Annotated in this window: 22 protein-coding genes; 7 read left to right on the forward strand and 15 right to left on the reverse strand. The window is 52.7% G+C overall.

Annotated features, from left to right (window positions below; genetic code table 11):
• Positions 1 to 10: 10 nt before the first annotated feature.
• The 4 genes from K2F33_RS05965 to K2F33_RS05980 form a co-directional block, all read right to left on the reverse strand.
• Entirely contained in the window at positions 11 to 1,489 is a 1,479-nt protein-coding gene (locus K2F33_RS05965; RefSeq protein ID WP_263881243.1) for a protein adenylyltransferase SelO, read from the reverse strand.
• A gap of 294 nt (positions 1,490 to 1,783) precedes the next feature.
• Positions 1,784 to 1,993, reverse strand: coding sequence for a twin-arginine translocase TatA/TatE family subunit (locus K2F33_RS05970; protein WP_076172284.1), 210 nt, complete (start codon positions 1,991 to 1,993; stop codon positions 1,784 to 1,786).
• Positions 1,994 to 2,059: 66 nt separating this feature from the next.
• Positions 2,060 to 2,620: a RidA family protein gene (locus K2F33_RS05975; RefSeq protein ID WP_163882169.1), complete on the reverse strand. Its 561-nt coding sequence runs from the start codon at positions 2,618 to 2,620 to the stop codon at positions 2,060 to 2,062.
• 28 nt (positions 2,621 to 2,648) lie between these two features.
• Positions 2,649 to 4,253 (reverse strand): flavin monoamine oxidase family protein, encoded by a 1,605-nt coding sequence (locus K2F33_RS05980; RefSeq protein WP_263881244.1) that lies wholly within the window; start codon positions 4,251 to 4,253, stop codon positions 2,649 to 2,651.
• A gap of 279 nt (positions 4,254 to 4,532) precedes the next feature.
• Here K2F33_RS05980 and K2F33_RS05985 point away from each other — a divergent pair, with 279 nt between their 5' ends.
• Positions 4,533 to 4,784 carry a MerR family transcriptional regulator gene (locus tag K2F33_RS05985; RefSeq protein WP_076172288.1) on the forward strand — a complete coding sequence of 84 codons (252 nt, stop codon included), beginning with the start codon at positions 4,533 to 4,535 and terminating at the stop codon, positions 4,782 to 4,784.
• A gap of 32 nt (positions 4,785 to 4,816) precedes the next feature.
• Entirely contained in the window at positions 4,817 to 5,587 is a 771-nt protein-coding gene (gene tatC / locus K2F33_RS05990; RefSeq protein WP_076172290.1) for a twin-arginine translocase subunit TatC, read from the forward strand.
• A 140-nt stretch (positions 5,588 to 5,727) separates the two neighbouring features.
• Here the strand turns inward: tatC and K2F33_RS05995 are convergent, their stop codons facing one another.
• The 4 genes from K2F33_RS05995 to K2F33_RS06010 form a co-directional block, all read right to left on the reverse strand.
• Complete coding sequence (locus K2F33_RS05995) at positions 5,728 to 6,753, reverse strand: SMI1/KNR4 family protein (protein WP_263881245.1); 1,026 nt, start codon at positions 6,751 to 6,753, stop codon at positions 5,728 to 5,730.
• Between the two features lie 130 nt (positions 6,754 to 6,883).
• On the reverse strand, positions 6,884 to 7,384 hold the full coding sequence (locus tag K2F33_RS06000) for a DinB family protein (RefSeq protein WP_089549533.1): 501 nt from the start codon (positions 7,382 to 7,384) through the stop codon (positions 6,884 to 6,886).
• 211 nt (positions 7,385 to 7,595) lie between these two features.
• Positions 7,596 to 9,698, reverse strand: a complete 2,103-nt coding sequence (locus K2F33_RS06005) for a TerD family protein (RefSeq protein WP_263881246.1) — start codon at positions 9,696 to 9,698, stop codon at positions 7,596 to 7,598.
• Between the two features lie 311 nt (positions 9,699 to 10,009).
• Complete coding sequence (locus K2F33_RS06010) at positions 10,010 to 11,089, reverse strand: ankyrin repeat domain-containing protein (protein WP_263881247.1); 1,080 nt, start codon at positions 11,087 to 11,089, stop codon at positions 10,010 to 10,012.
• Between the two features lie 156 nt (positions 11,090 to 11,245).
• On the opposite strand from K2F33_RS06010, the gene K2F33_RS06015 reads away from it, so the two are divergent.
• Positions 11,246 to 11,626: a hypothetical protein gene (locus K2F33_RS06015; protein ID WP_244169313.1), complete on the forward strand. Its 381-nt coding sequence runs from the start codon at positions 11,246 to 11,248 to the stop codon at positions 11,624 to 11,626.
• A 195-nt stretch (positions 11,627 to 11,821) separates the two neighbouring features.
• On the opposite strand, the gene mqo is transcribed toward K2F33_RS06015, so the two are convergent.
• Complete coding sequence (gene mqo, locus K2F33_RS06020; protein ID WP_263881248.1) at positions 11,822 to 13,330, reverse strand: malate dehydrogenase (quinone); 1,509 nt, start codon at positions 13,328 to 13,330, stop codon at positions 11,822 to 11,824.
• A 456-nt stretch (positions 13,331 to 13,786) separates the two neighbouring features.
• Between mqo and K2F33_RS06025 the strand changes: the two genes are divergently transcribed.
• Positions 13,787 to 14,278, forward strand: coding sequence for a pyridoxamine 5'-phosphate oxidase family protein (locus K2F33_RS06025; RefSeq protein WP_089549529.1), 492 nt, complete (start codon positions 13,787 to 13,789; stop codon positions 14,276 to 14,278).
• A gap of 103 nt (positions 14,279 to 14,381) precedes the next feature.
• On the opposite strand, the gene K2F33_RS06030 is transcribed toward K2F33_RS06025, so the two are convergent.
• From K2F33_RS06030 to K2F33_RS06055, 6 genes are all read right to left on the reverse strand, one after another.
• Positions 14,382 to 15,119 carry a GntR family transcriptional regulator gene (locus K2F33_RS06030; RefSeq protein WP_076172305.1) on the reverse strand — a complete coding sequence of 246 codons (738 nt, stop codon included), beginning with the start codon at positions 15,117 to 15,119 and terminating at the stop codon, positions 14,382 to 14,384.
• 70 nt (positions 15,120 to 15,189) lie between these two features.
• Positions 15,190 to 15,972: a fructoselysine 6-kinase gene (gene frlD / locus K2F33_RS06035; protein ID WP_163882185.1), complete on the reverse strand. Its 783-nt coding sequence runs from the start codon at positions 15,970 to 15,972 to the stop codon at positions 15,190 to 15,192.
• Between the two features lie 63 nt (positions 15,973 to 16,035).
• The gene (locus K2F33_RS06040) at positions 16,036 to 17,049 is read right to left on the reverse strand and encodes an SIS domain-containing protein (RefSeq protein WP_263881249.1); all 1,014 of its coding nucleotides are present in this window, start codon (positions 17,047 to 17,049) and stop codon (positions 16,036 to 16,038) included.
• A 79-nt stretch (positions 17,050 to 17,128) separates the two neighbouring features.
• Complete coding sequence (locus tag K2F33_RS06045) at positions 17,129 to 18,499, reverse strand: amino acid permease (protein ID WP_076172312.1); 1,371 nt, start codon at positions 18,497 to 18,499, stop codon at positions 17,129 to 17,131.
• 25 nt (positions 18,500 to 18,524) lie between these two features.
• On the reverse strand, positions 18,525 to 19,343 hold the full coding sequence (locus K2F33_RS06050) for a TIM barrel protein (RefSeq protein ID WP_263881250.1): 819 nt from the start codon (positions 19,341 to 19,343) through the stop codon (positions 18,525 to 18,527).
• A 195-nt stretch (positions 19,344 to 19,538) separates the two neighbouring features.
• Positions 19,539 to 19,892 (reverse strand): winged helix-turn-helix transcriptional regulator, encoded by a 354-nt coding sequence (locus K2F33_RS06055; RefSeq protein WP_089549524.1) that lies wholly within the window; start codon positions 19,890 to 19,892, stop codon positions 19,539 to 19,541.
• A gap of 119 nt (positions 19,893 to 20,011) precedes the next feature.
• Here K2F33_RS06055 and K2F33_RS06060 point away from each other — a divergent pair, with 119 nt between their 5' ends.
• From K2F33_RS06060 to K2F33_RS06070, 3 genes are all read left to right on the forward strand, one after another.
• Positions 20,012 to 20,431, forward strand: a complete 420-nt coding sequence (locus tag K2F33_RS06060) for a YybH family protein (protein ID WP_212985712.1) — start codon at positions 20,012 to 20,014, stop codon at positions 20,429 to 20,431.
• Positions 20,432 to 20,542: 111 nt separating this feature from the next.
• A complete protein-coding gene (locus tag K2F33_RS06065) occupies positions 20,543 to 21,616 on the forward strand; it encodes a hypothetical protein (RefSeq protein WP_263881251.1) in 1,074 nt (357 codons plus the stop codon).
• Between the two features lie 178 nt (positions 21,617 to 21,794).
• On the forward strand, positions 21,795 to 22,151 hold the full coding sequence (locus K2F33_RS06070) for a hypothetical protein (protein WP_076172322.1): 357 nt from the start codon (positions 21,795 to 21,797) through the stop codon (positions 22,149 to 22,151).
• Positions 22,152 to 22,433: the final 282 nt, after the last annotated feature.

Here is a 22,433-nt window from a genome sequence, read left to right on the forward strand (position 1 = left end):
TGATCTCATATCAGGTTCCGCAGTAGGTCCGATACCGGAACGTCAACTCCGGTACGACGGCATACTCGGCCTGTTCCGGCGTATGCGCGTAAGGATCGGCCAGAACCTGCAGCAGCTGGTGCATCACTTCGTAATCGCCGTCCTGCTCCGCCGCCTCCAGTGCTTCCTCCACCCGGTGGTTCCGCGGAATGACCGCCGGATTGTTGTCCCGCATCAATTGATGCGCAGCCTCCTTGGTTTCGGACTGCCGGCCAAGCCTTTCCTGCCAGCGTGCATGCCAGGCCTCGAATTCTTCGATGCCATGCAGCGGCGTTCCCTCCAACCGGTCAAACGTTAAGGCAAGAAACGTATTGGTATAGTCGGCGCGATGCGTCTTCATGAGCTCTAGGAGTTCTTCGATGAGCGACTCGTCCTCCGGTTCTTCATGGAAGATCCCAAGCTTCGCCCGCATCCCTGCAAGCCAGTATTCATTAAATAGACCGGCAAAAGTCTCGACCGCATTCTCCGCCATCTTAACGGCCTGCTCCTCGTCCTCATGCAGCAGCGGCAGCAAGGCTTCCGCCAATCGGGCGAGATTCCAGGAGCCGATGTACGGCTGGTTGCCGTAAGCATACCGGCCCTGTGAGTCGATGGAGCTGAACACAGTGGCTGGATCGTAGGTATCCATAAAGGCGCACGGACCGTAGTCGATCGTTTCCCCGCTGAGGGTCATGTTGTCCGTATTCATAACGCCGTGGACGAATCCAACCAGCTGCCATTTCGCGATCAGAGCGGCTTGGCGCTTGATCACTTCCTGCAGCAATATAAGGTAGCGATTTTCACCGGAAGCAAGGTCAGCATCGGGATAATGCCTCTGCAGGGTGTAATCGGCCAAAGCCCGCAGGTCATCCGTCGTGCCTGCTCCCCGAGCGAACTGAAACGTGCCGACGCGGATATGGCTGGCCGCCACGCGGGTTAAAATCGCGCCCGGCAGCTCTTCCTCCCGGGTAATCGCCTGGCCGGTGGACGTCACCGCCAGGCTGCGGGTCGTCGGAATGCCAAGGCCATGCATGGCCTCGCTGATGATGTATTCCCGCAGCATCGGCCCCAGGGCCGCCCGTCCGTCGCCACCACGGGAGTATGGCGTGCGGCCCGCTCCTTTGAGCTGAATATCCACTCGCTTGCCCTCTGGCGTAACCTGCTCGCCCAGCAGGACCGCCCGCCCGTCACCCAGCATCGTAAGATGGCCGAATTGATGCCCTGCGTATGCCTGGGCGAGTGGCTGCGCCCCTTCCGGAATGCGGTTTCCCGCCAGTTCCGCAGCTCCTTCATCGCTCATGAGCGCCTGAGCGTTTAAACCGAGCGACGCCGCCAGCGGCTCATTGAATGCCACGATCTGCGGCGAACGCACCGGCACCGGATCCTGCCGGGTATAAAACAGATCCGGCAGCCCGGCGTAGCTGTTGTCTAAGTGCCATCCCGCCTCCAGTTTTCCTTGTGTATCCGTCATAAAGGTCTCCTTTTTCAGTCCTAGTAAAATCATTCTTCGCATGATGACAGCCTGATTGTCTTATGGCCAAGGCCGGTTCCACTGCTTCATATCCTGTGCCGTATCAAATTTATTATGCGGCCCAGAACTTCAGCGGCCAAACGATGCCTGGTTCTTCCATTATAAAAGAACACAGCGGCGGAGGCCACGATGCGCTTCGACCGGCTGGGCGCAAACAGCCCCGCCATTCGCGTTGAATGACGGGGCTGGCTATACAGGGTGGCCGTTGATCGGCGGATCCGTTGGTCCTCCCCTTTATCCTTTAATTTTAATGATACCGGACTCTCGCTCACGCTCTTTGTCTTCTTCTTTATCCTCACCGACGAGGTCCCTGGCGGACGACTTGAATTCGGAGAGCGTGCGTCCCACCGCACGGCCCAGCTCAGGCAGCTTGGAGGGCCCGAACAAAATCAGCACGACGACCAGAATCATCATCAACCCGGCAAATCCTACGTTTTGAAACATCGCCAATCAGCTCCTTCTCATTTGTCATGGAGAACACTCCGCCTTAGCGAAATCATTGCTCCAGCCTCACTTCTTCTTCGAATCCGGCTTCACCGCCACCGCTTCGATCTCGATCAGCCAGTCGGAACTCACCAGGCTCGCCACGCCTACCGTTGAGCGGGCCGGCTTTACCGGATTGGCTTCGGTATTAAAGAACTGCGCATAGGCATCGAACCAACCCGTATAGTCAAACGTGCCGCCCTTCTGGGCGTCAGGAGCGATGTAAACCCGCAGGTAAACGACATCCTTCAGGCCAAGGCCCTGCTCCTTCAGCTGCTTTTCGATTTCCTTCAAAATGCCGATGCCCTGCGTTTTCGTATCCCCATAGCGTTCATAGACCGTCTTGCCGTCCTTGTTCAGCACTGGCGGGACGGTGCCGCTCGTGAACAAGTATGATGCGCCTTCGGGAACGACCACGCCGCTGGATATGGACGACGACGGGCTTCCGTAAAATACCGGTGCCGGCGCCGTCTTGATCGGCTTGGCCGGTTTCGCCGGGGTATGGGCGGCGCTGTCGGCATATGCCGTGACGCTGACGGTGCCAAGCAGAACCGTCATCAGCAGCGCCGTTTTCATTTTTTTCATCATAAAAGACCAGCCCCTTCTAGATATGGATCTATGATTTCATGACACGCTGATGGATATCGGTGACCACTTCGCGGGCGGACTCGATCGCTCCGGCCTGCCAAGCCGTAATATAGCTGATATGCTCACCGGCCAGATATATCCGGTTGTCAGGCTTGCACAGTGTCGGATAGTACGTATTGCGGTCGTTTGCTGAGTATGAAACCCAGCCGCCCTCTTGATACTTGATCGTTTTCCAGTTGATCGAATAGGAGGATTCGAACTCTTTTGGATACTGCGGATGGATCTTGGCTCCCTGTGCCAGCGCCAGCTTCTCCCGCTCCGCGTACGACATCGCTCCGAGCTTGTCGGCAACCCCGCCGTAGGCATAGTAGCCGAGGAGGACTCCCTTTTTCCCGAAATAATCGGTCGGCGGGTAATAAATCTGCGTAATGTCCATATTCGTCAAGCTGCTGCCTCCGTACAGGTGCTCATCCTCTTCCCAGAAGCGCCGCTTGAACTGCAGGCCGATCTTTCCGGCAGAGGCGTAGTTGATGCTCTGAATCGCCTTGGACATTTCGGGGGAAAAATCAGCGGGGATCTTCTTCAGCACGGATAACGGAATGGTGCAGATGCAGTAATCCCCTTTGACCTCCTGCTCCCGGCCGGATGCCATGTCGGTGTACACGATTCTCACGCCCGACGAGGACTGGCGGATCTCCCTGACCTCGGCTCGGAATTTGATCCGATTGCCAACCCGCTTCTCGAACGCCTTCGCAATGGCGTCCATCCCGCCGATCGGGTGGAACATCATCATCTGCTGGTCGTATTCGTACTCATTGCTGAAATACTTGCCGAAGCCGGAGTTGATGATCGACTTTAGATCGAACGGATCGCGGAGAACCCCGGCATCAAGCCGGCTCCCCGGCTCATCCTTGTATCCGCCGCGCTGCGAGCCTTTGTAGAACAAATCGGGATTCAGGTCGCCTTCCACCTTTAAGTAATCGACGAGCTTCATCTTCTCTTCAGCCGTGAGCGGAAGATCGAGCGCGTTCTGGTCAACCGCCTTGGCGAGCATTTCCGCGACGTAGCCGCGTACGTCTGCTTTGGCAGCCCGCTTCGGCACCTTCTGACCGGATAAAGCGCCGACGTTTTCGTTGTAGTAATAGCCGCTTTCGTTCACGTTGTTGAACGGTTCGATCGCAACGCCGAATTTCCGGCAGTACTCCAGGGTGACATGGAACTGCGGAATGCGCATTGGGCCGGCATTGAAATACAAGCCCTTATCGAAGCGGGAAGTTTGGGTACCCGAACCGATTTCCGCCTCTGACGTGCCGCCGCGAATAGTCCAGCATCGGCCGCCCGCCCGGCTTTTTGCCTCGAGAATCGTGCAGTCGTACCCGGCCAATCCCAGTTCGTACGCTGCCGTCATACCGGCGATCCCGGCGCCGAGAATGATGATTTTTTTGCCGCCCCGTCCGCTTAAGTGCAGATCATTCGGGCCCGGCGGCTCATATTCGGCGGCCTTCATCGTCTCCGGCGACAGCAGTCCCATCGTTCCCATCAGGCTGAAGACGGCAACGGATCCCCCTACTTTGCCGACGGTCGACAGAAATTGTCTGCGGGTCATCTCTTTCGGTTGCTCCTTGATTGTCACCTCGATCACTCCTTCGCTAGTGGAATGGAACCTCTTGAGGCGATCTTAGCAAAGAAATTTAGTTTTCGGTGATATTGTGTAAGGATTTCTTACATGTATTTTTTATTTTTAAAAACCGATTGCATTTTTAATGGGTTTTCCTTAAAATCATGTCATAATTCCTTCCATAAACATCTGTTTGTGTGTTTCTTCTCTTTGTTTTATCTTCTTCTAGGTTTCAATCCTGGCTGTTTCTGCAATGGTCCGGGGTTAACTATACTTGCACAGGAGGTAAAAAGCATGGAGAGCAAGGTGATGAGCATTGGGATCGTCTGCGAGCTGACCGGCTTGTCGGAACGCCAAATCCGGTATTACGAGGAACGGAAGCTGATCTTCCCGGAGCGGACGAAAGGAGGTAACCGCCGATATTCTTTTGAAGACGTAAAGGCCATTCAGGACATCTATCAAAAAATGCAGGAGGGATTTAATACGCTGGAGCTGAAGGAAATGAAAAAATCGAAAACGCCGCGCTGCACGCCGGCCTTCCGGTAACGGACATGACTTGGGAGGAGTGATCTTCGCCTATGGAAGCGAAAAATACGATGACCCTGCTCGGGCATATCGCCGAGCTTAGAAAACGGCTCCTTCGAATCGCTGCCGTATTCATCGTCAGTATGGCAGCCGGCTTGTTTGCAGCCCCTCATATCCTGACGCTGCTGCGGACGCATTCCCCGCTCCACGTCGCATGGAACGTCTTCTCACCATGGGACGGACTGCGGATTTATATGAGCATTGCCGTGGTACTGTCGCTGCTGCCGACCATACCCTTTGGCATGTACCAGATTTGGCGGTTTGTCTGCCAGGGACTCAAGCCTGGCGAGCAAAAGGCGGCAGTCCGCTACATACCGTTCGCTGCATCATGCTTTCTGGTGGGCGTGGCCTTTGCGTATTTCGTCGTCTTTCCGATGAGCCTGCGCTTTACAGCCGGCATCAACCGTCAGATCGGCCTTGTGGAGACCTATGGGGTATCCCAGTACTTCGGGTTTATGTTTAATATCATGATCCCGCTCGCCATTGCCTTCGAACTGCCCGTGATCGTTATGTTTCTGGCGCGGATCGGGATCTTAAACCCGTCGATTCTAAAAGGAATGAGGCGTTACGCGTACGTCGTTCTGGTTGCCGTGGCTGCACTGATCTCGCCGCCTGACCTCGTCTCCCATCTCATGGTGGCTGTTCCGCTCATCGCCTTGTACGAAATCAGCGCTTGGCTGACCGGTTGGGTGCATCGCAAGAAGCAGCGTGCGAAAGAGGCATTGGAGCATGCCGTCACGGATGGCTCCTATTCGGCAACCTAAAAGAACGGAAATGGAATTGCCCCATAAAAAAGGAAGCTGGCTCCCCTGCGAGGGAGCAGCTTCCTCTTGATTTTTTGGCGCGATATTGCAGGGATTCCATCCCCGCTCACGCGTTCATGGCTGCTTTGTTGTCACGGGCCCTAGGCGTTAACTAGTCCGCGAACAAAGGTTTCAAAATCGGGCGCGAGCCGGGTAATCTTACGCCCGGTTGCCTGTTCTACATGCACAACCTCAGGCTCTCCATCGTTGCCGGAGCCACGGTAATCCAGCATAACCACGCCGGACTCCTGTGGGCAGTCGCAAATGACGACGCCGAACTCCGGATAACCACCGTTCTCGATGATAAACCGGCTGCCGGAGGCCCCGCAGAGCGACTTGGCTTTGTCCCGGCCGATGCCGAACATGCCGTTAATCCGGACCCCGCTTGGCGCTCCATCGGCGGCTTCACCCAGCGGGAAGTACCTGCTGCGGGGAATGCCCCCGTTATGTATTTTCATCATCTGCACATAAAACGCCGGCAGCTTGAACACCAGCTCCTCTTGCACGGAATCGATCAGATCATCCGTCGGCGGAGCTGAAACGTACGATTCCGCATCGGGATCGGCGTCGTTCCAGAAGTTGTTGATATCGAACCCCTCATTTGGCGAGCCATACGGCACATCTAAATTGGCTTCGTCCGATAGGATGGCATTCACCGAAGCTACGGCCGCCGCGGCACCGTCCGTTTCATCGGTTTCCCCGGCTTCATCCGAGCCACTGTCTTCCGCCGAGTCGTCTGAATCTAAATCTTCATCCGTCTCTTCCTCGAATTCCCCGGCCTTCTTGGCACGGATCCATTCCAGAAACTCCAGGGTATCCTCATCCCCAGGCTCCAGCTCATCGGCACGGGTAAACTCCCGCTCGGCGTCATCGTACTGCTCCAGGTAATAATAGGCCAGTCCAATCCGGTAATGCCAGAGCGGATCTTCCGCTCCTTCCTCGGCAACGGTCAGAAACTGCTGCACCGCCTCCTCGTAGCGTTCCAGATTGTTCAGCGCCCGGCCTAAATGGCCGACCAGCTCATAATTCCGCTCCTCCGCAGGAATTTCCGTTACGGCCTCTACGATGCGTTCGTATTCATCCTCTTCATGCCATGTCTCCAGCTGTTCCAACAGATCCTCGCTCATCCTCATTCCCCCTGCGATATACTCTTGCTGTGATTATAGCATTTTCCGCAGGCGGTTCTCCAGGGCGCGGCAGCCTCAAGGAGTTGCATAGCATTTATAAAAAAAGCGCCGTATCGGGCGCCCAATGATTCTACAGCGGCGGCTGCTGTACCCCCAGCTTCACCCATCCTTCCTTCGATGGCCCGTAGACAGCCGGTATGCCCAGTCCCGCTTGACGCATCAGAACCGTCGCTTGACCCCGATGATGCGCAATATGCTTGATCAGCCCCATGAGGATGGAGGCGTTGGATTCCATTCGTCCAAATGCGTTCTGTACCTTGCGAAGTGACTCATCGGTCCACTGCTCTTCCAGTGCCTTGGCGGCTGTCGAGCTGACCGTCCGGAAGGTATCCGCAATCTCTTTAGCGGAAGGGACTTCATCCGGATTTGCGACCTTATCCATCGCGATGCCGAATTCGTTCAAATAGTCGGGGATATTCGAGACAAAATGCCAGGCGATCCTGCCCAAAGTCCGTCCTTCCGGATAGACCTGCTGCCCCAGCGATTCATCCGTCAGCGCATCCAGAACCCCCTGCGTCAATTCGGCTTCCTTGTTCCATTCCTGAATAAAATCCTGCACCGTCACATACATAACGTTCTTCCTCCTTTTGATGATTAAAATTTCTTACGACCAGCCTCTGCTTCCTTTCGGCCTTTCATACGTCCATCTTAGCCCATATTGGTGACAGGGTTTGTCATAGTTGCGAATTTTATTAAAAAAATCACGAACGCAAAAAACCGACGCATGATAGCCATGAGCCGGTTATCGGTTAATCTCTTTACGTTTTTCGGTATATCCGAATCTACACCATATATTCCGCCATAATTTCCTCGATATCATAAGGAGTTACTCCTTGCTCAACAGAGAACAACGCATCGGCCTCCCCCGGAGTTTCGGTCAGCACCCCGCGGGCCTTGGCATGGAGGGTGAACAGATCATACAGGTCCGGTTTCCGCAAAGTCGTCATCGCTTTGCCCATCAGGACCATTCCTTTTTGGTTCCCCTCGACGTTGTTGTAGTAGTACGGATGCCGAGTTAAAGATAGGTCCGTCCAGATCACCGTGCGTTCCACCAGATCCAAGATTACGGGGATGGCAATCTGCGTATCGGCGGTGACATCGATTTTGTTCGCGACCGTACCAGGCTCGAAAATTTCGCCGGACCCGGGCTTCTTCCGCATCATCCAGCCCGTAAAGCACTCCGGCAAATCGCAATACGGCTGGCTTGTGAACGAATGCAACGTCGTCACAATATACCGTCCGCCGTAATCGACGATGGAAGGAATGTGCAGGTCGATAAACTCGCTCGCGCCTTGAGGGGCCGAAACGATATCTCCGCTGTGCACAGCCCGGTACTTGGACGACCGTAAGTTCGTATACGAAATATGTTCCATATACTGCCAGTCACGATCGTACATTACGGCGGACAGGTCGATGTCCACACGGCCCGTCGGCTTGCCGTCCACCAGGCCCTCTTTCCACCAGCTGAAGAAACGAATCGTATCCCCTTCCGCCATCGGCACCCGGCTGCCGCGCACGATCGTATGCAGTGCTTTGCTGGCAGAGCGCCCGGAGAACGGTACGAGGTAGCTTTGGAGCCGCTTGTCGACATACACCTTCCCGAGCGGCGGCAGGGCAGAGAAGCGCCCGATCAGCGCCTGCTCGCATAGCTGCACGATGTCCCGGCATGCCTCTTCGTCAATCTCCGGCAGGTTGTTCCGAAGGGCAAACGCATTGGCGACATTCCCTTTTGGAAAAAAGACGCGCAATTGCTGCCGTTCCTGGCGGCGGGCAAAATGGTTCTTCACCTGCAGCAGCACCGGCGTCGATACTTCCTTAACCACCTCGCCAAAAGCCAGCACGACATACTCTGTATGCTCGGTGGACCGGAGCAGATGATCGAGCCTTCTCGCCAGTTCGCCCGGGCGCTGCATCAGGAGATCGATCAGCGTCCAAACGTTCCGGAATTGGAAGGCCAGCTCCACGCTTCCGTTAAAGGTCGTGAACGGCTTGTCGTTGCGCAGGACGTCAAAGGCTTCCTCGCACCGCCGGAAGCGATGCTTATATTCGGAAGGATGCAGAATTTCGCCCAGCCGAATCCAGCGCTCCTTGTACCGCAGCATATCTTCCGTGATGGATGGGCACTTCTCGAGCAGTCCCAGCAGCAGCCGTCGCTCGCGCCGTTTGAATTTGCGGAAGCGCGTCGCCTCGGCCAGACTGACGTCTCCATCTGACCATGCGGCTGCCAGCCGAAGGACATCGGTCGCCGTCCGGAAGTACCGTCCGATCTGCTCCAGATTGGACTGGTCATGCTTCATTAAGGACGCTGCGACGAATGCCGCATTTTCCTTGAACGGGATGTCGTCCGGTAGAAGCACTTCCAAATCATCCTCGCCGGCAAACGCAATAACGTCATCAATATCCTGTTTGTCACGATCGGAGATTGAGCCTTTGGCTTGAATCAACCGGGAGATCAGGCTCATGAATTCCGCCCGGCTCCCCAAACCAATCACTTTCAGGTTACCTTCATCCTCCAGGGGCAGCCGGTCCGCTTGCCCGTACGCCGGTACATCCAACGTCAGGTAATGATAAATCGCATTCAGATACAGCTCGGCATCGCTATGCTCCATGACCTGCATCGGAAAATCCGGGTACATCGGTTTGAACTTCACATGAGCCCCGACCATAACCTGTAAATCCGCGACCAGCTGTTGGTATAATGCTTCAAACTGTACTTTAGATAAGTCCTTTACCGCGCGCAGCAGCGCATGCGAAAACGTATATCCCAGCGCTTCAATATTTTTCAGGGCGGATGCCAAATAGGCCTTCGGGAGCGGCTCGCCTCCCTGCCCTTGTTCCACGATCAGATGATTGGCTCTTCGTAAGTAGATGGTATTGATATTCATATTAAAGAGTCCAGGAAACCCATGCCCCTAATTTTTAATAAGGGTTTAAGAAGGAAGGAGCATGATAGCCTGGACGCCTCCTCTCTGAATCGGAATCCTTCAGGGAAGCGGCGGCCCTATGTTCGCCAAATGAAGTTAGAAGGAAGGACCGCCATAGCCTGAAGGTCAAGGGCTTCGGATTTTGCTGAACCCGAGCCTTTGATGTCCCCATCTTCCCATACTCCGCAGCGCGCCAACAGGGCGAAAGTATTACGATGTATGAAAAATCACCCAGATTCGTCCGGATCATCCTCAAGCACCCATTACTGTTTCTACAGCTCACCCTCCAGAAAACGAATAAGATACGTACCAGGCTGCTCGAGGAACTCTCCCAAACGGCACAGGTCCGAATAGTGGTCATGCTCGACGTCATAGCAGCCGATCCATCCTTTTTTCTTCGGATTCCACATGAGCTGAAGATCCGAATAGTTGTCTATGTCTGCCGATAGGCGCAGCAGCTTCTGCCGCCCAACCTTGATCGGGATCGTGTCGGTCAATGTGAAGAAGTCGATATGCCGGATATCGTACTCATTGGGGGCTAACTCAAGGCGCAGACGGTCACCCGTTAACAGATCGACCAGCTCCTCCGGTAATTTATACGCTCTCAGTTCATGCTTCTTATTCGCCACGTCATGAAATTCCGGCGGTTCCAGCGATTTTAAATAATCGGCCAGAACTACGTTCTTTTGGCTGACCGCGATCGTATACGGCCGTTCACCGTCCTTTTCCGCTAACGTCACATCCGCGCCCCGCTCGACCAAAAACTTGACCATGTCGAAATTTCCAATGCGCGCGGCCACGGTTAACGGCGTCGCTTCGTAAGGATAGACTTGATCCGGCTGGTTGTAGTTAATGTCCACCCCTTGATCGAGCAAGTAATTGAGGGTTTTATAGTCATGATCGGACACCGCCTGGCGAAGTACAGCCCCGCCGTGCAGCTTGATATCGAGGCCCAGCTCCTGAATGAGCGGGATGTTGCTTTTGTTGCCATAATAAGCCTGCGAATACGCGCCGGAGCCCACTCGATTAAGCATGTCCATTCTGGCACCCTGCGCGTGGATATAGCGTACCATCTCCTTCTTCCCATAACGTACAGCCCGTAAAAAAGCCGGACTCTGTGCGTTATTGAGGTTGACGCCGTGTTCTACCAGCAGCTTAACTACATCCAGCCGTTCCGCGATCACGGCAAGGTCAAGCGGACTTAACGCATTATACCGGCTAAGTACGATATCCTCCTCAATATCCCAACCCTCCGCGAGAGCATCCCGCAAAGCCGGAATATTCCCTTGATAGATATGCATTGCGATTTCTGGAAGCTCCTTGAATTTCCCGATATCTTTCAACTGAATCATGTTTTCCTCTCCCCTGCCCAAATGGTTAAACTTAATTCAATCTATGTAGATGATTTATTTGTAAATCGTAGACGGATCCCCCTGCGCTGCATTAAGCTTAATATATAATACTTGGGGCCATTTACCTGAATTATATTAAAAATGGAAGCGAGGTGCATGCCATTGACGACAATTGTTATGATCATCATTATCTTTTCGTTACTTACCGCCTCACTGACGATCACTTTTGCCATCAAGACAGTAACCCGTCAACGTAAAGGGCTATCGCAGCGCAAAACCATCCTCACAAACGGCACATCCGCGCAAGCCGTCATCAATTCCATTCAGCAAACGAATGCGCAGCTCAATAATCAACCGGAGGTGCTGCTTGATTTAACCGTCACCAAGCCGGATGGCGAATCTCATCATACCATCGTCAAAACGTTTATCCCGATCGTGAATATTCCCTCCTTTCAGAAAGGCTGCGTCGTTGAAGTGAAGTATATGACGATCGCAGGCGAGCCAAAGTTTGAAGTCGTCGGTGCTTACGTACCCTGACCGGTGTCCTCTGCAAATGCAAAACGGCCCTCATCCCTTAAAGCTCAGGGTGAAGGCCGTTTTATTTAAGATTATAGAATTTATAAATTTCAGCGAAGCTGAACCATTCTATAATCGCAAGAAAAACTTCAGTTAAACGCGGTCTGTCTTCTTGAAGGTACGTCGATAGACGTTTTTCTTATCATATCGCTATATTTACATCACGTTGGCCGAATGCAATCCACGGTTGAGACCGAGCGTGCGTGCCGTCGACGTATGAATTTCGCGGATCAGCCCCGGATTTTTCATCAAAGGCGCGCCATAAGACGGAATCATTTCCCGAATCTTCGGCTCCCACGCCTTCGCATGCTGAGGGAAGCATTTTTCGATGACCTCGAGCATGACGGAAACGGCGGTGGAGGCCCCCGGAGAAGCCCCCAGCAAGGCAGCAATGGATCCGTCCGAGGCGGTCACGACTTCCGTACCGAACTGAAGCGTGCCTTTGCCGCCCGCTTCCGTATCTTTGATGACCTGCACGCGCTGGCCGGCCACCAGCATATCCCAATCCTCGCTCTTGGCGTTCGGGATGAACTCACGCAGCTCTTCCATACGTTTTTCCTTCGACAGCATCACCTGCTGGATCAGGTACTTGGTCAGCGACAGGTTCTTGGCGCCTGCAGCTAACATCGTGAGCACGTTGTTCGGCTTGACCGAACCCAGCAAATCGAACATGGAACCGGTCTTCAGGAACTTTGGCGAAAAGCCCGCAAACGGCCCAAAGAGCAGCGACTTCTGATTGTCGATGAACCGGGTGTCCAAATGCGGCACCGACATCGGCGGCGCACCCACTTTGGCCTTGCCGTACACCTTGGCATGGTGCTGCGCTACCACTTCCGGATTGTTGCACACCATAAAGAGTCCGCTGATCGGGAATCCGCCGATATGCTTCCCTTCCGGGATGCCAGATTTCTGAAGGAGCGGAAGGCTGCCGCCGCCACCGCCGATAAAGACGAACTTCGCCGTATGGCGTTCGACGCTGCCGCTGCTCAAATTGCGTATTTTCAATTCCCACGCGCCATCGCTGTTGCGTTTAATATCGTCCACACTGTGCTTGTAATGAATACCAACATTTTTGCTCTTCAAATGCTCAAACAGCATACGCGTTAAAGCGCCAAAGTTGACGTCCGTTCCCGAGTCCATTTTGGTGGCCGCGATCGGTTCATCCGAGGTCCGGTCCTTCATAATGAGCGGAATCCATTCCATCAGTTTTTTCGGATCGTCGGAGAATTCCATCCCTTGAAACAGCGGGTTTTTGGACATCGTCTCAAAACGCTTCTTCAAAAATGCCACGTCTTCTTTCCCCTGAACCATGCTCATATGGGGGAGCGGCATAATAAAGTCCTGCGGATTGCGGATCAAATTACTTTTGACCAGATAAGACCAGAACTGCATGGAAACCTGAAATTGCTCGTTGACGCTAATCGCTTTGCTGATATCTATGGATCCATCCGGTTTTACGGATGTGTAGTTCAGCTCGCACAGGGCGGCATGCCCCGTTCCTGCGTTGTTCCATTCGTTCGAGCTTTCCTCTCCCGGGCTTGCCAGCTTCTCAAACACTGTAATTTTCCAGTTCGGTACTAATTCTTTCAACAGTGTCCCCAAAGTCGCACTCATGATTCCGGCACCAATTAAGATAACGTCTGTATCGGTTTGTCTGTTGCTCATAATTACCGTCCTTACACGCTAGTATTTGAAGAAAAGATGTAGGCGCTCTCAAGAGGCAAGCCAGAGTGCGACCCGGTTATCCACCTTTTCTGATGAATGATTACTTAATTTATAGTATAGCACTATTCTCTGGAGTGTTAAATGATTGTCGTGCGAACAGCTCGGAAATAAACAAAAAACCAAAGGCCATCGCCCGGCAGCGTACCGGAATCGCGGCTTTGGTCATGGGATCGTCTCCTAATCTGGTGAATTTGCCCACCCCTCTGTGGTAAACATCCTCAGTCTGCTTCGGAAATACCTTCTCCGTTAAGACGCGATGAACCTCGGGGGTCTAGGTATAGGCTTGTGCATAAGGGGACTCAAATCAGGAGTGGAGTCAGCCCAATTCTCTTGGTTTGGCAGCGTATAAATAAGTGTAATACTAATAAAAACACACACTAGGAAAAGGTGAACAAAATGACAAATCCAACTCCGGACAACCAAGAAGCGATCGAGAAAGTACGCGATTTGATTAAGGGCATCGACACAGCCATGCTGACGACCGTCTCGGAAGAAGGGCTGGTTTCACGTCCCATGAAGACCCAGGATATCGAATTCGACGGCGACCTGTGGTTCCTGACCAAGAAAGACACTGAGAAGTTCCATGAATTGCTGCAAAACCGGCAGGTCAACGTGGCCTATGCCGGCAAGTCCTTCGTCTCCATCCGCGGTGAAGCTGAGCTGGTGAACAGCACCGAAAAGCTGAAGGAATTGTGGAACCCCGTTTACGAGCAGCTGCTGGAAACGAACTATGACGATCCGAACCTTGTGCTCATCAAGGTGCAGGCTGAAGCAGCCGAGTACTGGGATGCCGGCAACAAGTTCAAAATGGCCCGGTTCCTGTTCCGCAGACTGATGGGTAAAAGCAACGAAGGCACCAATATGAATCGAACTGTGGAATTGGATTAGGATAAAAAAACGGACGCCGGTTCTTAACCCGCGTCCGTTTTTATTTTCAGATCACAGTGCAGTGTCCGCCCGTCCCTGTCCGCATGAGCGTTCAGCCCTAAGTCTACTGCCCCTGCTTCGCCCGGTGAACCGTCAGCGTGACCCGGTTGGTCTCACACATGAAGGTAGAGAGATGCACCGGCTCATCCTTGGCGTCAAAGGCCACTTTTAAAATTCGGAACAGATTCGCCCCGATGTCGCATTCCAGCAGCTTGGCATACTCCTTGGTCGCGCCGATCACATCGATCTCTTTATCGTTGCTAACGATTTCCGTTCCGTAATCCTCGGACAGAATTTTATACGTCGATTCGTTCGTAGTAATCTTCTTCTCCAGGTCGGGAAAGCGTGTCAGCGAATAATGCGCGATGTCGTAAAACAGCGGACGGTCATTGACGTACATAAGCCGCTCCAGCTCGAGCACCGGGCTGCCCGCATCGATGCGAAGATACCTGGCCACGTCTTCGGTCGCTTCAATCACGTCGCTCCTGAGTATCCGGGAATTCGGAATCATCCCAAGCTGATGGCTGAATTCGGAGAATCCGCTTACAGACAGCAGCTCATTATGGAATTTGTTGGAGGCCACAAACGTCCCCCGCCGTGGAATCCGGGTCAGCGCTCCTTCCCGGACCAGCTCCTCGATCGCCTTGCGGATCGTAATCCGGCTCACGCTATAAATATCGCATAGCTCGGCCTCTGTCGGGATCTGCTCATCCGGTTTGTAGCGCCCCTGCTGTATATCATTCTTCAACATTTGCCTGATCTGCATGTACAGCGGCTGAGGGGTTGAAGGATTCAAATTCATTGAACATTCATCCTTATCCATCAATGATCAAATTTGTATCTCTCTATTATACATTGATGGCTACGTCCAGTCACCATGCAGCAAAGTAGCTGATCGTCTTTGCGGCTTTATCGGCGCCCTGCTCCAGGCAGGCTGCGACCGGAAGCCCTTTCAGAATACCGTATATAAATCCGGCGATAAATGAATCACCCGCTCCCAGCGTATCGACTACCTCCACCTCCGTAATTCCGTGCTTGTAGAACCGTTCTCCATCGTAGGCCAAAGAACCGTTTTCTCCAAGCGTGGCTACGACGATTTTGGAGCCCCGGTCCTTGATCTCCCGCATGAGGCGGCGGATATGTTCGTCATCCTGTGTATAGGACAAGAACGGGTAGTCCACGTATGGCGTCAGTGTCGTCACCAGCTCATGATCCAGCTTATCGGCAAAGTCGAAGGAAGTCAGCAGTCCTTTTTCCTTAAAATTAGCGAAATACGAATCGGCATGGCCCCAAATCGCGGAATGCACCAGCTGGAATGACTCCGTAAAGCGCAGATCCTCGGAGTTCAAGGCGAAATCAGCCATCACGCCTTCTTCATAATCGCCCAGCTTTCTTTCGCTGCCTACCATATCGACGTAGGTCACCGCCGTGCGGCCTTCTTGGACCGAGACCCTGGACGTATCTACGCCCTTGCCCCGAATCGCCTGAACCATAATCTCCCCATACTGGTCGTTGCCCACCCAGCCGATATAGGCTGTCTCCGCACCCAGTTCGGTCAAATAGACGGCTACGTTTACCGGATTTCCTCCAGGACAGGCTTTCCCCGAGGATCGGTAAACATCCATACAATTGTCTCCGACTGTAACGATTCGCATCTTGTCTCACCTTCCCGTGTAAGGAAGGAGCTCTGCCGGGATAGGCAGCGCTCCCCGTACGTATTAGTATTCCATCTTGCGATAGTATCGTCTCAAAGTCAGCGGATGGTTTCTTTCGCGTTCCAGATAGACGCTGATCCGGCTCAGCAACGCCCAGTTGATACTCACGGCAAAATGCTTCCGGAACTCATCGCTGATCCCTTCCATCACAAAATCTTTCGTGTCAATCACCGTCAGCCGTTTGGTGACCTTCTCGGCAAATCGTTCCACACGGTCCGCCAGCGGTCTCGTTTCATCCTCACCCTTCAGCAGAATGACGCTTGTATCTTCTACGACGAGCTCCAGGGTGCCGTGGAAAAATTCAGCCGCATGGATGGACTTGGCGGGAATCCACTGCATCTCTTCCAGCACGCACATAGCGTAGGAATAGGTGTTGCCCCACAGGTTCCCCGAGCCGACCATCATGTGGTAGTTCGTATCTTTATGCTCAACGGCAAAGGCCTCGGCCCGCTTATCAAACGCTTTGACGGCATCCAGAATGGCTTGCGGCAGCAGGGCGACTTCCTTGGTGAATTGCTCATAATGAGGGAACTCGTTATTGTTATACATGAACCGGAATACGACCATGTACAGCAGCATGAAGAATGTATCGAAGGAGTGCTTCTCCGACCCGGTCGTAATGCAGTGATCGACCAGCTTCGTGATCGGCGTGTCCGGCTCGGCCACCAGGGCAAAGGTCGTTGCACCCCGCTCTTTGCAGTACTCGATCGCCTCGATGGTCTCCTTCGTCGTTCCGGATACCGAGGTGAAGATGCACACGGAATCCTTGCTGAAATGCTTGTTGTTCATCACCAGAAATTCCGCGGCGATTTCGGCGTGCACGTCGATCTTGGAGCTCGATTTCAGGATATATTCATACGGGTACATCATCGCGATGGTACCGCCCGCGCCGATCATGAAGATGTTGCTGTAACCTTTGCTGCAGATCCCGTCGACGATGTCCTCAATCTGGCTTCGGTAAGCGAGGCCTTCCTTTTCCACCAATTTTAGAAACAGCTCTTCGTCAAAATTAAACATGTCGCGTTCCCTCCTGTGCTGGAGCGGTTGCCGCCCCTCTATTTGTTATGTCTTGTATTATAATTAGATATTACCAAACTTACAATTCTTTTTTTGCGGGCTGGGCCATCATTGGGGGGCTGCTGTCTTGGTGTCGATGGCGTCCGTATTTCTTTTCCCAATAGTAATAGACAGGCAGACCGGTGACGATCACGATCAGCGCCGCAATCATCCCCTCGAGCGGAGCCCAGGTGAAGGTTCCCCACGCCAGCCAGGCTGCGCCCAAGATCGCCAGCACCGTTGTAATTCTCCAGAAAGGCATGCGGTAGATCGGCTTGTAGTCCTCTCTTTTCCGGCACTTATAAATCGCAGCAAAGTCCAGGATGTTAATCACCAGCTGAATCAGCGTAAAGTAACCCAGCAGTGCGGTTAAATCGCTGAAAAAGACGAGAATGCAGGCATACGTAACTTGGGCCAGAATCGAGAAGCTTGGCGTTTCGTACTTGGGATGGACTTTTGCAAAGCGCTGAAAGAACAGCCCGTCCTTGGCCATGGCATACTCAAGACGCGGCTGGAACATGATGCACGAGCTTAACGCGCCGAGGATGACGATAATAGCTGTGACCGCCACGAAGGACGAGGCGATGCCGGAGAACCCCGGAATGTAGCTCACCGCATCGGATACGGCGGCGCTGGAGCCCATCAGCTTGTCAAACGGCATTAAACCGGTAATGCAAACAGACAGCAGCGTGTAAAGACCAAGAACGATCAGCACCGAGCTGATGAGTGCCTTCGGCAGCACCTTCCCGGGATTTCGGATTTCCCCTGCCATAAAGCAGATCGACGCCATTCCCGTATACGCCCAGGTTGTGGCCGATACTCCGCCGATCAGGCTGCCGCTATGCGTTCCCGCCGCAGGAGTATACGAAAAGTGATCATAATTCATATACATCAAGCCCAGCGCGATGACGATGAGGAACGGAATAATCTTGAGCAAAGTAATGATGACTTGAAAGCGGCCGCCCTCCTTTACGCTGCGGTAATGAATGGAGGTAATGAACAAAATAATGGCAATGCCCAGGAGCTTGCCCGCAATCCCGCTAAAGAACGGGAAGAAGCTTGCCAGATAAGTGACGATCGCGAGTGCCATGATCGAGATGGACGGAGGATCGAGCGCCCAGAACGTCGCCCATCCGTACAGGAAGGCAAGCGGCCGCCAACCCGCTTTGTTCAGATACACGTAACCGCTTCCATTTTCCGGGTAAGCAGTAGACAGCTCGGCCAGCACCATAACCTGCGGGATGGCAATAACGCCGCCGATAATCCAAGCCAGGATGGACATGGAAGGCAGGCCCGCAGCCCTTGCCACATCCCCGGTCGAGACGAAGATTCCGGAGCCGATCGTTGTTCCCACCGCTAAGGCCAAGGCTGACCAGAAGCCCAGCTTTCTTGTAAGTGTGCCATTACTCATCGTGAGTTCCTCCCAATCCGAATGATCAGATGCCCAGTTCCCTAATTTTTTGAATGGATTGCTTAACCGTCTCGTGCGGATTTTGATAATAACGGTGTCCCATAATCTCCAGCGTGCAGGTCCCTTGGTAGCCCCGGCTTTGAAGGTCGGTGACATACCCTCTCCAATCCAGTGTCCCGTCGTCCAGAGCCAGATGCGCATCCGAAGTTCCGTCGCCGTCGATCAGATGAAAATGACACAGATCCGGCAGTAAGGAGAAATAATCCTCCGGCGTTTCGCCGGCCAGATGCATGGCTACCGAGTCGATCATTCCCTGAAGCGCCGGGGACCTTATCTCATCCAGCAATTTCCGGATTCCCTTGACGTCCGTCATCAAGTTCGACTCGAAGCGGGTCAGGGGCTCCAAAGCAAGCGTCACGCCTTCCTGCTCCGCCACCCGGGCCAGCCTGCCGATCGAATCGGCCGCGTACGTCCATGACTGATCCTCAGACAGATGGAAGTCTCCGATCCCTGAGGTGACCAGCATCATACTGCAGTCCAATTCCAATGCGGCGTACATATTCTCGATAAAATAGTCTACGCTCTTCTGCCGCAGATCCGGATCGGATGCCGCCAGATTGTAAGGGTACACGCACTGTTCCGGCGTATAGCAGACCACCTTCATCCGCCTGGAGCGAAGTTCCTGACGGATGCGCCTTACTTGGCTAAGGCCGCCCCGATACACATAGAAATGCGGCTCACCTGCCCACAGCTCGATGCGATCCACCCCGAGCTCCGTCATGGAATCGAGAAAGTGTTCAAAAGGAAAATGCCTATACGTAATATTCATGCCTGCAAGATCCATCGCTTCACCTCCAAAATGATAGCGCTTTTAATTGTTATGTCTTGTATTATAATTAAGTAATACATAATGTCAACCCATTCGTTTAAAATAAAAAATCCCGCTGTGGCACCCGCCCTAGAAAGGGGGTGCTGCGGGATATCTAGAGAAAAGAATATAGCTTAGCGGTATTCATAACTTACATCGACATAACTCGACTCAGCTTGGCGGATCAGCAGCCGCCTCCTGTTTTTGCTGTGAAATATAGTGCTCTCCCACTTTCATGATCTGCTCCAAAATGGGCTCCAAACGCTGGCCAAACTCCGTCAGCGAATATTCAACTTTTGGCGGCACGGTCAAAAATGCATTTCGCTGTACGATACCGCCTTCTTCCAACTCCCGCAGCTGTGTCGTCAGCACATGCCTGGAAACACCGGGAATTCGCCGGTGAAGCTCGCCGAAACGGCACGTTTGCTGAAGCAGCTCGTAGATAATCTTCGGTTTCCATTTCCCGTTGATCAGCTGCAGTCCCACATCTACCGGACAACCAAATGTTCCATCCTGATAAGGCATCTTTTCCTCCTGCTGGTCAGGTTTTTATGACTACGTCATCTATTTCTGCGTACTTCAATACCGGTGAAGGATCGTATAAGCTACCTGTATATTTCCATTATACGAAAAGAGGCGATCTTATGAAGCCACCATTGAACTTCAATCCGGTCATGCGGCCGGAGGACATGAATGCTGCTTTTGCCGAGGCCTTCAACTCCGGCGATATCAACGCACTGCTTTCGTTATACGAATCAAACAGCATTTTGATAAACCCAGCCGGCGAGCTTGACCAAGGAATCGAAAAAATCCGCAGAACGCTCGAGGATTTGCTGCAGCTGCAGGGACGCATGACGTCCAGGAACATTTACTGCATCCCATTCGAAAATATCGCTTTGCTGCGTGCCCATTTCATCCTTCATACACAGGATGGGAACGGCAATCCGGCTCAGGTGGAAGGACATACGTCTGAAGTGATAAGACGGCAAACCGACGGAAGCTGGCGGTACATCGTAGACCACCCTTCGGGCTCCGAAATTTTGGAACGAATACGTTCATGCTGAGGATTTTCGCAGGAGGTTATGCCCGCTTCATGTCGAAAACCTCTAAAGCAGCCTGTTAGCGGCCGGCAAGCGAATGCAAGCAGAATGATTAAGGAACCGAGGAACAGACAAATGACACTTCAATCGCTATTTAACAATTATTTGAACATCAAATTTAATAGAGGATTCGAGCTTGATCACACGGAAGGCTTTAAATACGGCCTTTTCGAGGATGGCAGCGCCGAATTATTTTTTGCCGATCATGATGACGAACCGTTTGTGGAATGGGCAGACGCATTACAGCCGAAAGATCCCCGGTACACGGCTAACCCCGACTGGAGCCCGCTGCTCTCGGGTTACTTTCCGGACCTCGATGTCTACGATGAGCAGATCCTCTATTTTCTCCTGTATACGATCAATTCGACGACGTCCATTGCAAGTCCCCATCCTTACCGTGCAATGAATGATTTCATGAAACATTACTGCTTTTTTCAATTGGGACAGTTGACAGATGCGGCCCGGTTGAATGAAGTGCAGAAAGAGCAGCTAAGGGACTTTTTCTTCTTTTTCTACCTTTATGCCCACCCGGTTAACGAGGAAACTCTGTACGGCTTTTCTTTCCGGGGCCGGGATTTGGTTCATACGAAAACGGGTATCCGCGTAGAGCGCTATTTTTCCTTATACCACGATTACTACTGCGACAAGCACGATGAGTATAAGGATCGATGGCTAATCACTCCTCACGAAATTCAGGCCGATAAACACCTCACGCTGGAGCTGCTAAGATCGATTGAGGGTAAATCATCCAGGCTGCTTATGCCTTCGGAAGAAGGTTTCGAGACCGTACTGCGGCTGATCAATGACGTGGATGAGCTGCTCCGGATGCACTCGGAACATCAAACAACATTTTTCGATTTGCTGAGAGACGCTCTCTTGGATGCCGGAACCAACCCGTATCGAGAATACGGATTCCGCATGCTGCTTCAGAATTATGTCTGTTATATCCTTTATTTTCAGTTTGATAACATTCATGATTTGGTCGATCATCTCAAGGACACCCCGTTAGCGTGCGGAAAAATCGTCAACATGCTCTTTGCGGACGCCATTTTTATTCAGAAAATCATGCGGCAGCACCGGATCGATATCGCCGAGTATCAGGACGTAACCGTATTTTTTGGAGAAGAAACCCGGGAAATGTATTTGTAAGGGAATTCCTTTTCCATTGTTTCAGAAGCTGTGAATTAATCGGGAAGCGCTGCGGAAATCCGGGTCCGGCTCGAAATGAAAATGTACTGCCTTTGCCTTGGTGGTATGGCCTGCAGTGCCGTGTCCAAGCTCACCCTCTATGAATACGTTGTAGGAATTTCATTAGAGAGGTGAGAGCATGATTCAACTAAGCGGGATCGTAGGCGGAAAAACGCCGGTCAAAGTAGGGCCGCGGAAAACACTGCTGCTGCAGCAAATCGTCATCCGGGTGAAAAAGGGAAGAAAATTGGTATTAAACAACCTTAATTTTTTGTTCAATAATGAAGCCTTTGCGATTAAAATCGAGGCCCAGCCGTCTCCGGGAAAGTTTGTTGCCCGAGGCGGTGCCGGGGATTTAACGCCAAACAAAGTGTTATTTAACAACAACACCGGCGAAGATCAAATCATTTTCCTCTTGGTCAGCGCCGTGAATACCTCGAGAACCTCCACGGAGCTCAGCCGCTCGGACAGCTGGCGTATGACTCTCAAGCGGTGATTATTCAGGTTGCGGGGGAGAGACGAAGTACCGTATCAAAAGACAGAATTTAGCTCTTTTCGGCAATTAGCCGGAAGGGGCTTTTACTTGTTTCAAGAGGTTTCCCTCTTAGATACGCGCTTCAAGTTATTTTAACTTTAATTAAGTAAGCTGATCCATAATAGATGACTATATCCAAGTGAGTTGACTTCTTACATTCGGTAAGTGACCTTGGTACAATATCGTTGAGGCATCAATGGAAATTCAGGGGGTGTTCTAATTAGACGATATTCGGAGGGACGG

It is taken from the genome of Paenibacillus sp. PSB04 (assembly GCF_025809195.1).
GTDB lineage: Bacteria > Bacillota > Bacilli > Paenibacillales > Paenibacillaceae > Paenibacillus_AQ > Paenibacillus_AQ favisporus.